The sequence below is a fragment of the Arthrobacter sp. zg-Y1143 genome, from assembly GCF_030125565.1.
GTDB lineage: Bacteria > Actinomycetota > Actinomycetes > Actinomycetales > Micrococcaceae > Arthrobacter_B.
This window is the reverse complement of the sequence record NZ_JASKLW010000004.1, coordinates 195,143-208,472: the sequence shown is the minus strand read 5'-3', so window position 1 is coordinate 208,472 and position 13,330 is coordinate 195,143. Positions and strand designations below refer to the sequence as shown.

Sequence of the window (13,330 nt, the reverse complement as noted above, 5' to 3'; positions counted from 1 at the left end):
CGGCGATAGGATTGGGAAGGTTCTCAAGCGCAAAGATGCGGGTCCGGGCGCTGTTAGTTGGTAATGCATGAAGCAGGAGACAGTTTGGAAATCGAGTTCGCCAAGTCCGCGCAGTCAACCCTTGGAGTCGAGTGGGAACTCGCCCTCGTGGACGGCCGTACGGGCGACCTGGTCTCAGTAGCGGACCAGGTGCTGTCCGGTGTCAACGCCAATGATCCTGCACTGCGGGCCGATGAAGAGCATCCGCACATCAAGCAGGAACTGCTGGAAAACACCGTGGAGCTGGTGACCGGCGTATGCACCACCGTGGCCGAAGCCAAGGCCGACCTCACCCGTTCACTGGAGGCGGTCCGCCGGGTCACCGACCCGATGGGCGTGGAACTGTTCTGCTCCGGTTCGCACCCGTTCAGCACGCCGCGCTCCCAGCCGGTCACGGACAAGGAACGCTACGCCAAACTCATTGACCGCACGCAGTGGTGGGGCCAGCAGATGCTGATCTACGGCGTGCACGTGCATGTGGGCCTGGACAGCCGGGACAAGGTGCTGCCCGTCCTCGACGGCCTGGTCAACTACTTCCCGCATTTCCAGGCCCTTTCCGCTTCCTCGCCGTTCTGGTCCGGGGATGACACGGGCTACGCCTCCCAGCGGGCCCTGATGTTCCAGCAGCTGCCCACCGCCGGACTGCCGTTCCAGTTCGGTTCCTGGACCGAATACGAGGCTTACGTCGCGGACATGTTCACCACCGGGGTCATCGACTCCATCAGTGAAATCCGCTGGGATATCCGGCCCGTCCCCGGCCTGGGCACCATTGAAATGCGGGTATGCGACGGACTGGCGAACCTGCAGGACGTGGGTGCCATAGCCGCCCTGACCCAGTGCCTGGTCCACGAATTCTCCTCGATCATCGACGCCGGCGGCACCATTGCCACCATGCCCCCGTGGCATGTGCAGGAAAACAAATGGCGGGCGGCCCGCTACGGCCTGGAAGCCATCGTGATCCTGGACGCGGAGGGCAACGAAAAGCTGGTCACCGAGCACCTGCTCGAAGACGTGCTGCCCCGGCTGGAACCGGTTGCGGAGCAGCTGGGATGCAGCGCGGAACTGGCCGACGTGCGGACCATCATCGAGCGCGGTGCCGGCTACCAGCGGCAGCGGCGGGTGGCTGCGGAGAACGACGGCGACCTGCGCGCCGTCGTCCTCGACGGGATCGCCCAGCTCCGCGGCGCCTAGGCGCCGGCCGGCAGGTGGACTGTGGTCACCGGCAGGGACGGGTCCGTGCCGAAGCCGATGCCGGAGGGTTCGCCGCCGGCCATGACCACCTGGGCTCCCAGCGCCGCCACCATGGCCCCGTTGTCGGTGCACAGCGAAATGGGCGGTACCCGCAGGGTGATTCCGGCAGCGGCGCACCGTTCACCGGTCAGTGCCCGGAGCCGCGAATTGGCGGCCACTCCCCCTCCCAGCAGCAGGTTCGTGATGCCGTGCTCGGTGCAGGCCAGCACTGCCTTGGCGGTGATGACGTCCACCACGGCTTCCTGGAAGGACGCTGCAATATCAGCCACCGGCGGTTCCTGCCCCGCGGCCTCGTACTGCTCCACGCAGCGGGCCACGGCCGTCTTCAGCCCGGAGAAGGACCAGTCGTAACGGTGCGGCCCGGGCGCATCCGGCGTCCCCATGTACTTGGGCTGGGTGAGTCCGCGCGGGAAGCGGATGGCCAACGGATCACCCTCGCGGGCCAGCCGGTCGATGGCCGGTCCGCCGGGGTACCCCAGGCCGAGGATGCGGGCCACCTTGTCGTAGGCCTCGCCCGCGGCGTCGTCGATGGTGGAGCCGAGCAGTTCCACGTTGTCGGTCAGGGAAGCCACCTTCAGGATTTCGGTGTGCCCGCCGGAAACCAGCAGCGCCCCGAGGTTCTCCGGCAGCGCCCCGCCGTCGAGCACACCCACACCCACGTGCGCCACCAGGTGGTTGATGGCGTACAGCGGTTTGCCGGTGGCCAGGGCCAGGGCCTTGGCGGCGCTGACGCCCACCATCAACGCACCGGACAGGCCGGGGCCGGAGGTCACCGCAATGGCGTCGAGCTCGGCAAGGCTGACGCCTGCTTCGGCCAGGGCGGCCTGCAGGGCCGGCACCACGGCGTCCAGGTGCGCCCGGGACGCGATCTCCGGAATGACCCCGCCGAAGCGGACGTGTTCGTCCATGGAGGAGGACACCGTGTTGGTCAGCAGCGCCGTGCCGCGGACAATCCCGATGCCGGTCTCGTCGCAGGAGGATTCGATGCCAAGCACCAGGGGTTCGGTGCGGTTCATTTGCTGTCCTTCTTATCTGGTGCACCGGACCACGCGGCCAGCGGCAGGCGCATGATCAGGGCGCTGGCGCCGTCGCGGTAGTAGCGGGGGCGGATGTGGATCTGTTCGAAGCCGAACCAGCGGTAGAGGCGCTGGGCGCGGGGGTTGTCATCGCGTACTTCCAGCAGCACGTCTTCGGCGCCGCGCTGCTGGGCCTCGTCCACGAGCATGGCCAGCAACCGTGAGCCAATGCCGGCGCCTTCCTTCTCGGGTACCACGGCAATGGTCTGGACGTCCGCGATCGGCAGCACGCACATCAGCCCGGCGTAGCCGATCACCGTGCCGTCCGCGTCTTCGGCCACGTAGTAGGAGCGCGTCTCGGTCTGCGCCAGTTCGTCGTGGAACATCTGCAGCGGCCACGCGTCGACCGGGAACAGCCGGCGTTCCAGGGCGTCCACGGCGGGAATGTCCTCGGCGGTCATGGGCCGCAGCCGTACGCCGGGGGCGCTCACAGGGCGCGCTTCCGCGGGCCGGGAACCTTGGCATCGGATTCGCGCAGGTACAGCGGGGTGCTCGCCAGCAGGGGCAGGCCCCGGGCCAGCCGGACGACGGCGGTTCGGCCCAACGCTTCGGCGGTGGGCTGGGCGGCGGCAAAGTCCTCCACGGCATGCAGGATTTCGGGATAGAGCCCGGCACCGGCACCGTAGACGGGCAGCGCCGGTACTACGGCCGGGTCCCCGACGTGCGGCCCCTCGAGCAGTTCGGGTGTTCCGCCGGTGCTTCGGTAGCTGGCCCAGTAGACCTCTTTGCGGCGCGCATCGGTGGCGACGGCGAACTCGTCGATGCCCAGGCGCCACGCGTCCAGGGCGGCGTCCACGGCGATCGCGTCCAGGCTCATCACCCCGTGCAGCGGTTTATCCCAGGCGAAGGCGAGGGTGCGGGCCGTTGCGATCCCGGCGCGCAGCCCGGTGAACGGTCCCGGGCCGACGCCCACCACCACGGCGTCGAGGTCCGCTCCGGCGACACCGGCCTCAGCCAGCAGGGCGGCGATGCCGGGAGCCAGGACTTCGGCGTGGGAGCGGGTGTCGGCGGTGGCAAAGGATCCCAGGACCTCCCCTTCCCCGTTGAGCAGAGCCGCACTGGCTATGGCGGAGGTATCGATGGAGAGAATCAGCACGGGTACCATTCTACCGGCGCGTGCCGGACGCACCCTTCAGCCCAGGTCCGGGGCCGTGGCCCACCGCGGACCGTAGCCGGCCAGCCGGATCAGCCGCTCTTCGTCCGTGTCCTCTGCGGAGAAGTCGGTGCCCGGCCCGTCCGGCCCGGAGGAGGCCCTGCCGACGGCGCGGACCAGGGTGATTTCCAGCCGGCTGTCGGAGAGGTGCTCCACCAGTCCGGCACCCCACTCGACCACGGTGACCGAGCGGTCCATGGAGGCCTCCAGGTCGATGTCGTCGACCTCCCCTTCGGAGCCCAGCCGGTAGGCGTCCACGTGGACGAGGTCCGGACCGCCGGCCATGTTGGGGTGCTCGCGGACCAGCACGAAGGTGGGCGAAATGATGCCCGGGCGTACGCCCATGCCTTCGCCCAGGCCCTGCGTGAACGTGGTTTTGCCGGCGCCGAGTTCCCCTGTCAGCAGCAGCAGGTCACCGCGTTGCAGCAGGGCGCCAAGGCGTGCGGCGAGTGCCTTCGTTTCACCGGCACCAGTGGTGGTGTACTCCGCTTCCCAGGCGGCTGCCTGCGTCACTGGGCCTGTACCTTCTGCGCAGCCGGACCGCCCGCAATCTGCTCAGCCGCTTCCAAGGCGATGGGTGGGGCGTCGGCCGGAGCCGGCTCGCCCGCAGCACTGTCCACATACCGGCGGGGCACCCGGCCGCTGATCCTAGTGATGATCTCGTAGTTGATGCTGCCGGCGGCCGACGCCCATTCGTCCACGCCGGGCGCGCCTTCCCCGCCGAAGAGGACCGCTTCGTGGCCCACAAGCGACTCGGGGGTCCCGGCGATTCCCGTCCGGTGCAGGTCAATGACCATCTGGTCCATGGCGATGCGGCCCACCACCGGGTAAACCTGCCCGTCCACCTGTACCGGACCGCCGGTGGCCACCCGCGGCACGCCGTCGGCGTAGCCCAGGGGCACCAGCGCCAGGGTGGTGGGTTCCTTCGTCCGGTAGTGCAGCCCGTAGGACACACCCTGCCCGGCGGGGACCTCCTTGCAGGCCGCAATGGTGGTTTTCAGCGTCATTGCCGGGCGCAGGCCAAGCTCGGCCGGTGTCTGCCCCGCGAACGGGGACAGCCCGTACATGCCCAGGCCAATGCGGACCAGGTCGAAGTGGGCGTCGGGCCGGGACAGGGCTCCGGGAGTGTTGGCGATGTGCCGCACTTCGCGGTCCACACCGGCGTCTTCGGCCACGGCGACGGCGATGCGGAACTTCTGCAGCTGCTCGTCGGTTTCCGGGCGGTGCGGCTCATCGGCCACGGCAAAGTGCGAAAAGATGCCCACTACGCGCAGCAGGCCCTCCTCCTGGTAGGCCAGGGCGCGCCCAACGAAGGCCTCCCAAAGGTCCTCCGGGCAGCCGTTGCGGCCCAGCCCGGTGTCGATTTTCAGGTGCACGCGGGCGGGTATCTGGAGTTCCCGCGCGGCTGCGACGACGGCGTCCAGGTCCCAGCCGGACACCCCGACATCCACATTGGCCCGGATCGCTTCGCCGAAGTCCGTGTCCCGGGTATGCAGCCAGGCCAGGACCGGTTCGGTAATACCCGCGGCCCGCAGCTCCAGCGCTTCGCTGATGTGCGCAACCCCCAGCCATGCCGCGCCTGCCTCGACCGCTGCCCGGGCGGTCTGCACTGCACCGTGCCCATAGCCGTCCGCCTTCACTACCGCCATCACCCGTGCAGGGCTGACAACGTGGGACAGGTGGCGGACATTGTGGCGGATCGCAGCGAGGTCGATGACGGCCGACCGTTCTGCGTGGGACTGGGATTCTGCATAGTTCACGTACCTATTCTTCCACCCCTGTACCGGTCCGTCCGCCGGGGTGCTGCAGGGAGCGGTACATGATGTGCAGTCCGGTAAGCCCTGCGACGGGATGGTCGAAGGCTTCGGGCACGGTGGCAAGGATGCGGAAGCCCAGCGACTCCCAGAGGCGTACGGCCCGGGTGTTGGTTTGCACCACGGCGTTGAACTGCATGGACCGGTAGCCGCGCCGGGAGGCCTCCGCGAGGACGTGTTCCGCGAGGGCGCGGGCAATGCCGCGGCCGCTGAACTGTGCCCCGGTCATAAAGGACGCGTTCGCCACGTGGCTGCCGTTTCCGGACCGGTTCGGGTGCAGCTGGGCGGTGCCGGCCACCGTCCCTTCCAGCTCCGCCACGAACACCGCCGTGGGGGCCGGCTCCAGCCACAGCTCCCGGGCCTGCTGTTCGTCGGTGCCGGTGTCCCAGCAGTACGTCTCGCCGGCACGCACAATGGGCTCCATCAGGTTCCAGATGCCCGGCCAGTCGCCCGGCCGGGCCGTCCGGATGGTAACTTCCGCCATTTACGCTTCGAGGGCCGCTGCCCAGAGGTTGATCTTGGAGTCGACGGCGTATTCGTCAATGCGGTGCAGTTCGTCCGCGCTGAACTCCAGGTTGTTAACCGCAGCCAGCGAGTCCTCCAACTGCTTGACGCTTGAGGCGCCGATGAGCGCGGAGGTGATGGACGCGCCGTCGGCCCGGGTGCGCAGGACCCAGGCGATGGCCATCTGCGCCAGGCTCTGGCCGCGGGATTCGGCAATGCTGTTCAGCCCGCGGACCCGTTCCAGGTTTTCTTCCGAGAGCTGGGACTTGTCCAGGGACTTCCCCGCGGCGGCACGGGAATCTTCCGGAACGCCGCCCAGGTACTTGTTGGTGAGCAGCCCCTGGGCCAGCGGCGAGAAGGCGATGGAGCCGGCGCCGACTTCATCCAGTGCGGCGAACAGGTCGGGCTCGCCGTCCTCCACCCAGCGGTTGAGCATCGAGTAGGAGGGCTGGTGGATGAGCAGCGGGGTGCCCATTTCCCGCAGGATGCGTGCCGCCTCAATGGTCCGTTCCGGCGAATAGGAGGAGATGCCCGCGTAAAGCGCCCGGCCGGAGCGCACTGCCGTGTCCAGGGCACCCATGGTTTCCTCCAGCGGGGTTTCCGGGTCGGGGCGGTGGCTGTAGAAAATATCCACGTAATCCAGGCCCATGCGCTCCAGGGACTGGTCCAGGGAAGAGAGCAGGTACTTGCGGGATCCCCAGTTTCCGTAGGGGCCGGGCCACATGTCGTAACCGGCCTTGCTGGAAATCACCAGCTCGTCGCGGTACGGACGGAAATCGTCGCGCATGTGCCGGCCGAAGTTGGTCTCTGCGGAACCGTAGGGCGGGCCATAGTTGTTGGCCAGGTCAAAGTGGGTGACTCCCAGGTCGAACGCACGGCGCAGGATGGCCCGCTGCGTTTCGAAGGGCTTGTCATCACCGAAGTTGTGCCACAGCCCGAGCGAGACGGCCGGGAGCTGGAGTCCGCTCTGTCCGACGCGGCGGTAGGGCATGGATTCATATCGGTTCTCTGCAGCAACATAAGTCATGGGCACCATACTGCCACTGTTGCCTCGCTCACGGTGCCCCCCGGCCCGGCCCGTCTCCGGGACGGCTTAATCCGCTGCAGCCGGCGCCCGGCAGGAGAATAACCTGCGGGACACCGGCTGCAGTGGACGCTGCGGTGCTGCTATCAGGCCAGGATGGCTGCGCCGTACGCGGGCAGCTGCACGCCGTCGCCGGAAACCTCTGACGGGCCGGTTTCCAGCAGGATATCGACCTGCTTCCCGAACGGAACCGGCACCTCGCGGGGGGTGTCCGCGAAGTTCAGGACCACCGTGGTGGACCCGCGCTGCATTACCAGCCAGCGTCCCGCTTCGTCATAGTCCACCCTGACGTTGCGCAGGTCCGGGTCCATCAGGTCGGGGGTTTCCCGGCGCAGCGTCAGGAGCCGGCGGTACAGGTCCAGAAGCCGTCCGTGGTTCCCTTGCTCCACCTCGGACCAGTCCAGCTTCGAGTTGGTGAAGGTTGCCGGATCCTGGGGATTGGGAACCGTGTCCGGATCCCATCCCATCCGCTCGAATTCCTTCAGACGGCCCTCCGCCGTGGCTTTCCCCAGCTCCGGTTCCGGATGGGAGGTGAAGAACTGCCACGGGGTAGACGCACCGAACTCCTCCCCCATGAACAGCATGGGGGTGAACGGGGAGGCCAGGCTCAGCACCGCGCCAAGGGCGAGCTGCTCGTACCCCAGGGTCGCGCTGAGCCTGTCGCCTGCCGCCCGGTTGCCGATTTGGTCATGGTTCTGGATGGCGGTGACCAGCTGGCGCGCGGTCACCACGTCCTTGTCCAGCGGACGGCCGTGCCCGCGTTCCCTGAAGGAAGAGAATGTGCCGTTGTGGAAGAACCCCTCCTGCAGGACCTTCGCCAGCGCCCCGACCGAGTCGAAGTCCGCGTAGTAGCCGCCGTTTTCACCGGTGAGGTTGGTGTGGGCTGCATGATGGAAGTCATCGGACCACTGGCCGGTGAGGCCGTAGCCGTTGACGCTGCGCGGGGTGATGAGACGGGGGTTGTTCAGGTCCGACTCCGCGATAAGGAACAGCGGCTTGCCCAGGGTCTCTGCGCAGTTCTCCGTCGCTGCTGCCATTTCCTCGAGGATGTGCACGGCCCGTTCGTCGTGCAGGGCGTGCACCGCATCCAGGCGCAGCCCGTCCACGTGATAGTCGCGGAACCACATCAGCACGTTGTCCACGATGTACTGGCGGACGGCGTCGGACAGCGGCCCGTCCAGGTTCACCGAGTCGCCCCAGGTGTTCGACTTCCCCTCCGTGAGGTAGGGGCCGAACATCGGCAGGTAGTTGCCGCTGGGTCCGAGGTGGTTGTACACCACGTCCTGGATGACGCCCAGGCCCTTGCGGTGGGCTGCGTCGACAAAGCGCTGGTAAGCCTCGGGCCCGCCGTAGGTTTCCTGCACGGCGTACCAGAGCACGCCGTCGTAACCCCAGTTGTGCGTACCGTTGAAGGCGTTGACCGGCAGCAGTTCCACAAAGCGGACGCCCAGGTCCACCAGGTAGTCCAGTTTGCCGATTGCCGCGTCCAGCGTGCCTTCGGGGGTGAAGGTGCCCACGTGCATTTCATAGATTGCGCCGCCGTCGAGCCCCGGGGACACCCAGCCGGAGTCCTGCCACTGGAACAGATCGGGGTCGAAGGTGCGCGAGAGGGCGTGGACTCCTTCGGGCTGCCGGCGGGAGCGGGGATCGGGAACCGGAGTTTCCGCATCGTCGATGAGGTAGCCGTAGTCGACGTCTTCGGTGAGCTCGGCGTGCTGGGCGTGCCACCAGCCGTTCTCGCCGCGGCTCATCGACAGGCGCCGGCCGTCGGCCAGCAGCGTCATGGTGTTGGCCTTGGGCGCCCACACCTCGAAAGTGGTCCTCATTCCCCGTCCTCCCGAACAAGCAGTGCCACCGGATAGGTGCCAAACAGTTCCGCTGCGGCCAGCCGGCCGCTGCTGTGGTGCGTACTGCCCGTGATGACATCCCGGTACGTGCCCGGAGCCAGCACGACGGCGGTATCCTGCCAGCCGCCCGCCTGTTCAAGTCCCAGCGGCAGCCTGGTCAGCAGGGCAACCGCGCCGCCGCGGTCAAATCCGAACAGGTGTTCCGCAGCCGGTCCGTGCACGGCCACCGGCACATAGCCGGTGAACAGTTCGGGGCGGCCGCGCTTGAGCTGCAGGGCCCGGGAGGTGACCAGCAGCTTGGCCGCGGCTTCCTCGTCCACGGCCGGAACGCCGGCGTCGGCAAATGATGCCGCCGTCCGGCGCCGCCGGGCGTAGTCCACCGCACGGCGGTTGTCCGGGTCCACCAGGGAGCGGTCCCAGAATTCGGTGCCCTGGTACACGTCGGGCACTCCCGGCATGGCCAGCTGCAGGAGCTTGGCCGAAAGCGAATTGCTGTAACCGGCTTCCCTTACCCGCTCCACGAAACCGGTGATCAGCGCGTTTACCTCCGCGTTGTCGAACGCGGCGTCCACGGCCGCATGCATCCGGTCCTCGAATTCAGCGTTGGGCGCGGTCCAGGTGGTGCTGGCTGATGCTTCCCGCGATGCCTTCTCGGCATATGCATGGGCCCGTTCCCGGCTCAGCGGCCAGGCGCCGGCGATGGCCTGCCAGAGCAGGTTGGCCATCGGCCCGTCGCCCATGGGCACCAGGGCGTCAAGACGGGTGAAGGTTTCGCTCCACTCGTCCGGGACCTCGGCCAGGACCGAGATCCGGGCCCGGGTGTCCTCGCTGCGTTTGGTGTCATGGGTGGTCAGTGCCGTCATGGCTGCCGGCTGTTCCAGCTGCCGGCGAAGCAGCCGGGCATGCAGCTGCGAAGGGGCCACGGCAAAGTGCGCCGGGTCCGCGCCCACCTCGTTGAGCGAGGTCAGCCGGGAATAGCGGTAGAACGCGGTGTCCTCCACGCCCTTGGCCATGACCATGCCGGAGGTCTGCTGGAAACGCACTGCCAGCTCGCCCAGGTCCTGCAGGGACACCGGAGCGGAGGCGCCGGGCAGCGGGTCCAGTAAGCCGTGCAGGGTCTGCAGGGCCGCGGCAAGATCCGGCCTGTGGACCGTGGCGGCAATAACGGCGTCGGTCAGGTAACCGGCGCCTTCAGGCAGGTAGCTCCGGTAGACCGGGAAGCACGTCAGCAGTTCCGCCAGCGCATCGGCGGCCGTTGCGGAATCCAGTCCGGAACCGGCCGGCAGCAGCCGCACCAGCCGCTGCACCTCGGAGTGGAGCAACCCGTCGGCGATGGCCCGCTTGGTGCCGTGGATCATGTCGGCGTACGGCTCCAGGGGAACCATGGCGGTGAGGGTGTCCTCGCCGGTCGGATCCACGAACAGCCGGTCGACGTCGGCGAGCGCGTCATAACCGGTGGTGCCTTCGGTCTCCCAGTCCGCGGGAAGCTTCTCCCCCGGCTCCAGGATCTTTTCGACCAAGATGTAGGCACCTCCGGTCAGTTCCCGCAGCCGGGCGAGGTACCCCTTGGGATCGGCGAGACCGTCCGGGTGGTCGATCCGCAGGCCGTCCACCAGGCCCTCGTCGAACCAGCGCTTCACTTCGGCGTGGGCCTCGTCGAAGACCCACTGCTCCTCCACGCGGATGCCGGCCAGGGTGTTGACCCCGAAGAACCGGCGGTAGTTCAGTTCGTTGTCGGCGCGGCGCCAGTTCACCAGTTCGTAGTGCTGGCGGGCATGAACATCCACGGCCGAGTCGCCAACGGACGCCGTGCCGTGTGCCACCGGGTAGCGGTTGTCGTAGTAGTGCAGCTCGCCGTCTACCAGCTTCAGCTGCTCCAGTTCATTTTCGCCGTCGCCCAGGACGGGGAGGCGCAGCTTTCCGCCTGCCGCATCCCAGTCAATGTCGAACGCTTCGGCGTAGCGGGAGGCGCGGCCTTCGGCCAGCACGGACCACCACCACTTGTTCGCCGCCGGGGTGGCAACACCCATGTGGTTGGGCACAATGTCCACCAGCACGCCCATGCCCGCTGCGTGGGCGGCGTCGGACAGGGCCCGGAGTCCGTCCGCACCGCCGCGGGCGGGATCCACTGCGGAGGGGTCAACCACGTCGTAGCCGTGGTCGGACCCCTCTTCAGCGGTCAGGATGGGCGAGAGGTAAACCCAGTCCGCGCCGAGGTCCGCGAGGTACGGCACCAGTTCAGCGGCGTCGTACAGGGTGAAGGAAGGGCGGATCTGCAGCCGGTAGGTGGACAGCGGGGTCCTCATACCGCACCCTCGGACATGTGCGCCTTGGATCCGGCCAGCGCTGCCAGGGAGGCGGCGACCGAATGGTCGTGCTCCTCTTCCTCCGCGTGGGCCCGCAGGACCACCATGGATTTGGCAGCCACGGTCAGCTGGCCGTCAGCGGCCACCGGTTCCGAGTCGGCGTATTCTCCGGCAGTGTCGATCACCAGGTCCCACATGGGGGCGTATTCCTTGGACGGAAGGGTGATCTTCACGGCCTCGTCGTGGGCGTTGAAGTACAGCAGGAAGTTCAGGTCGGTGATGCGCTGTCCGCGTGTATCCTTCCCGGAAATGCCCTGTCCGTTGAGGAAGACACCCAGGGACCGGGCCACCGGAGTGTCCCAGTCATCCGGGGACATGGTGGAACCGTCCTCGTTCAGCCAGACGATGTCCGGCAGCGCCTCGCCCTCGCCGCGCCGTACGGGACGGCCGTCGAAGAACCGGCGCCGGCGGAACGTGGGGTGCTCGGCGCGCAGCGTGTTCACCGCTGCCGTGAATTCCATCAGCGGAGCATCCATGGTCTCCCAGTTGATCCAGCTGAGCTCGGAGTCCTGCGCGTAGGTGTTGTTGTTGCCCTGCTGGGTGCGGCCCAGCTCGTCGCCGTGGGCGATCATGGGCACGCCCTGGGACAGGAGCAGGGTGGCAAGGAAGTTGCGCTGCTGGCGGGCCCGCAGGGACAGGACCGCGGGATCATCCGTGGGCCCCTCCACGCCGCAGTTCCAGGAGCGGTTGTGGGACTCGCCGTCGTTGTTGTCCTCACCGTTGGCCTCGTTGTGCTTCTCGTTGTAGGACACGAGGTCCTGCAGCGTGAAGCCGTCGTGGGCGGTGACGAAGTTGATGGACGCCACCGGGCGGCGGGCGGAGGACTCGTACAGGTCCGCCGAGCCGGTGATGCGGGAGGCGAACTCGCCCAGGGTGGAGGGCTCTCCGCGCCAGAAATCGCGGACCGTGTCGCGGTACTTGCCGTTCCATTCGGTCCACTGCGGAGGGAAGTTGCCTACCTGGTAGCCGCCGGGGCCAACGTCCCACGGCTCGGCGATCAGCTTGACCTGTGACACTACCGGGTCCTGCTGCACCAATTCGAAGAAGGCGGACAGGCGGTCCACGTCGTAGAACTCTCGGGCCAGCGTCGAGGCCAGGTCAAAGCGGAAACCGTCCACATGCATTTCCGTGACCCAGTAACGCAGCGAGTCCATCAGCAGCTGCAGCGAGTGCGGATTGCCCACGTTCAGCGAATTGCCCGTGCCCGTGTAGTCCATGTAGTACTGCTTGTCGTCCTCCACCAGCCGGTAGTAGGAGGCGTTGTCGATGCCGCGGAAGGACAGCGTGGGGCCCATGTGGTTGCCCTCGGCCGTGTGGTTGTAGACCACGTCCAGAATCACTTCGATGCCGGCCAGGTGCAGTGCACGCACCATGGCCTTGAATTCCTGTACCTGCTGGCCCTGATCGCCGGTGGCGCTGTAGGTGTTGTGCGGGGCGAAGAAACCGATGGTGTTGTAGCCCCAGTAGTTCGACAGTCCCTTTTCCTGCAGGGTCGAGTCGTTGACGAACTGGTGAACCGGCATCAGTTCGATGGCGGTGATGCCCAGCTTCTGCAGGTGGGCGATCACCGAAGGATGCGCAACGCCGGCGTACGTGCCGCGCTGTTCTTCGGGCACATCGGGGTGCAGCTCGGTCAGGCCCTTGACGTGCGCTTCGTAGATGACCGACTGGTGGTAGGGAACCTTCGGCCTGCGGTCGCCGTCCCAGTCGAAGAACGGGTTGATCACGACGCCCATCATCATGTGCGCGGCGGAGTCCTCGTCGTTGCGGGAATGCTCGTCACCGAAGTTGTAGCCGAAGAGCGACTGGTCCCAGTCGATTTCACCGGCCACGGCCTTGGCGTAAGGATCCAGCAACAGCTTGTTGGGGTTGCACCGGTTGCCGTTCTCCGGGTCATTCGGCCCGTCTACGCGGTAACCGTACTTCTGGCCGGGCAGCACCTGCGGCAGGTAGCAGTGCCAGACATACCCGTCGACCTCGGTCAGCCGGACCTGGTGCTCGGTGCCGTCCTCATCAAACAGACACAACGTGACAGAGTCCGCGACTTCGCTGTACAGCGCAAAGTTAGTGCCGTTTCCGTCGTAGGTCGCGCCCAGCGGGTAGGCATCTCCCGGCCAAACTTCCATGTAGTGCTCCTGAACTAGTTCCTGACAACACCAAAATTAATATGTCTGCTTACTTTTGTACCCCAGACGC

11 protein-coding genes are annotated in these 13,330 nt (G+C 67.2%); 1 reads left to right on the top strand and 10 read right to left on the bottom strand.

Annotation, left to right across the window (positions count from 1 at the left end):
• Positions 1–84 precede the first annotated feature (84 nt).
• Positions 85–1,230, top strand: coding sequence for a glutamate--cysteine ligase (locus QNN98_RS05090; protein ID WP_227912843.1), 1,146 nt, complete (start codon positions 85–87; stop codon positions 1,228–1,230).
• Here QNN98_RS05090 and tsaD read toward each other — a convergent pair.
• The 10 genes from tsaD to glgX form a co-directional block, all read right to left on the bottom strand.
• Positions 1,227–2,306, bottom strand: coding sequence for a tRNA (adenosine(37)-N6)-threonylcarbamoyltransferase complex transferase subunit TsaD (gene tsaD / locus QNN98_RS05085; RefSeq protein ID WP_227912842.1), 1,080 nt, complete (start codon positions 2,304–2,306; stop codon positions 1,227–1,229). The two genes, QNN98_RS05090 and tsaD, sit on opposite strands and share 4 nt — an antisense overlap.
• Positions 2,303–2,767 (bottom strand): ribosomal protein S18-alanine N-acetyltransferase, encoded by a 465-nt coding sequence (gene rimI / locus QNN98_RS05080; RefSeq protein WP_227912960.1) that lies wholly within the window; start codon positions 2,765–2,767, stop codon positions 2,303–2,305. Before rimI ends, tsaD begins: the two co-directional genes overlap by 4 nt.
• Before the next feature lie 26 nt (positions 2,768–2,793).
• Positions 2,794–3,462 carry a tRNA (adenosine(37)-N6)-threonylcarbamoyltransferase complex dimerization subunit type 1 TsaB gene (gene tsaB / locus QNN98_RS05075; protein ID WP_229957646.1) on the bottom strand — a complete coding sequence of 223 codons (669 nt, stop codon included), beginning with the start codon at positions 3,460–3,462 and terminating at the stop codon, positions 2,794–2,796.
• Positions 3,463–3,498: 36 nt separating this feature from the next.
• Complete coding sequence (gene tsaE, locus QNN98_RS05070) at positions 3,499–4,032, bottom strand: tRNA (adenosine(37)-N6)-threonylcarbamoyltransferase complex ATPase subunit type 1 TsaE (protein ID WP_283996426.1); 534 nt, start codon at positions 4,030–4,032, stop codon at positions 3,499–3,501.
• Positions 4,029–5,279, bottom strand: a complete 1,251-nt coding sequence (gene alr / locus QNN98_RS05065; protein WP_283996425.1) for an alanine racemase — start codon at positions 5,277–5,279, stop codon at positions 4,029–4,031. The genes tsaE and alr overlap by 4 nt, the downstream gene beginning before the upstream one ends.
• Positions 5,280–5,283: 4 nt before the next feature.
• A complete protein-coding gene (locus tag QNN98_RS05060; protein ID WP_227925082.1) occupies positions 5,284–5,817 on the bottom strand; it encodes a GNAT family N-acetyltransferase in 534 nt (177 codons plus the stop codon).
• Positions 5,818–6,864: an L-glyceraldehyde 3-phosphate reductase gene (gene mgrA / locus QNN98_RS05055; RefSeq protein WP_227925419.1), complete on the bottom strand. Its 1,047-nt coding sequence runs from the start codon at positions 6,862–6,864 to the stop codon at positions 5,818–5,820.
• Between the two features lie 143 nt (positions 6,865–7,007).
• Positions 7,008–8,747 carry a malto-oligosyltrehalose trehalohydrolase gene (gene treZ, locus QNN98_RS05050; protein WP_227925083.1) on the bottom strand — a complete coding sequence of 580 codons (1,740 nt, stop codon included), beginning with the start codon at positions 8,745–8,747 and terminating at the stop codon, positions 7,008–7,010.
• Entirely contained in the window at positions 8,744–11,074 is a 2,331-nt protein-coding gene (gene treY, locus QNN98_RS05045; protein ID WP_283996424.1) for a malto-oligosyltrehalose synthase, read from the bottom strand. The genes treZ and treY overlap by 4 nt, the downstream gene beginning before the upstream one ends.
• Positions 11,071–13,260 (bottom strand): glycogen debranching protein GlgX, encoded by a 2,190-nt coding sequence (gene glgX / locus QNN98_RS05040; protein WP_227912828.1) that lies wholly within the window; start codon positions 13,258–13,260, stop codon positions 11,071–11,073. The genes treY and glgX overlap by 4 nt, the downstream gene beginning before the upstream one ends.
• Positions 13,261–13,330 lie beyond the last annotated feature (70 nt).

What these genes read in the sequence shown, in the direction of transcription:
- tsaD (WP_227912842.1), bottom strand. Translation starts at nt 2,306, where the DNA reads ATGAACCGCACCGAACCCCTGGTGCTTGGCATCGAATCCTCCTGCGAC.
- treZ (WP_227925083.1), bottom strand. Translation starts at nt 8,747, where the DNA reads ATGAGGACCACTTTCGAGGTGTGGGCGCCCAAGGCCAACACCATGACG.
- glgX (WP_227912828.1), bottom strand. Translation starts at nt 13,260, where the DNA reads ATGGAAGTTTGGCCGGGAGATGCCTACCCGCTGGGCGCGACCTACGAC.
- rimI (WP_227912960.1), bottom strand. Translation starts at nt 2,767, where the DNA reads ATGACCGCCGAGGACATTCCCGCCGTGGACGCCCTGGAACGCCGGCTG.
- QNN98_RS05060 (WP_227925082.1), bottom strand. Translation starts at nt 5,817, where the DNA reads ATGGCGGAAGTTACCATCCGGACGGCCCGGCCGGGCGACTGGCCGGGC.
- treY (WP_283996424.1), bottom strand. Translation starts at nt 11,074, where the DNA reads ATGAGGACCCCGCTGTCCACCTACCGGCTGCAGATCCGCCCTTCCTTC.
- mgrA (WP_227925419.1), bottom strand. Translation starts at nt 6,864, where the DNA reads ATGACTTATGTTGCTGCAGAGAACCGATATGAATCCATGCCCTACCGC.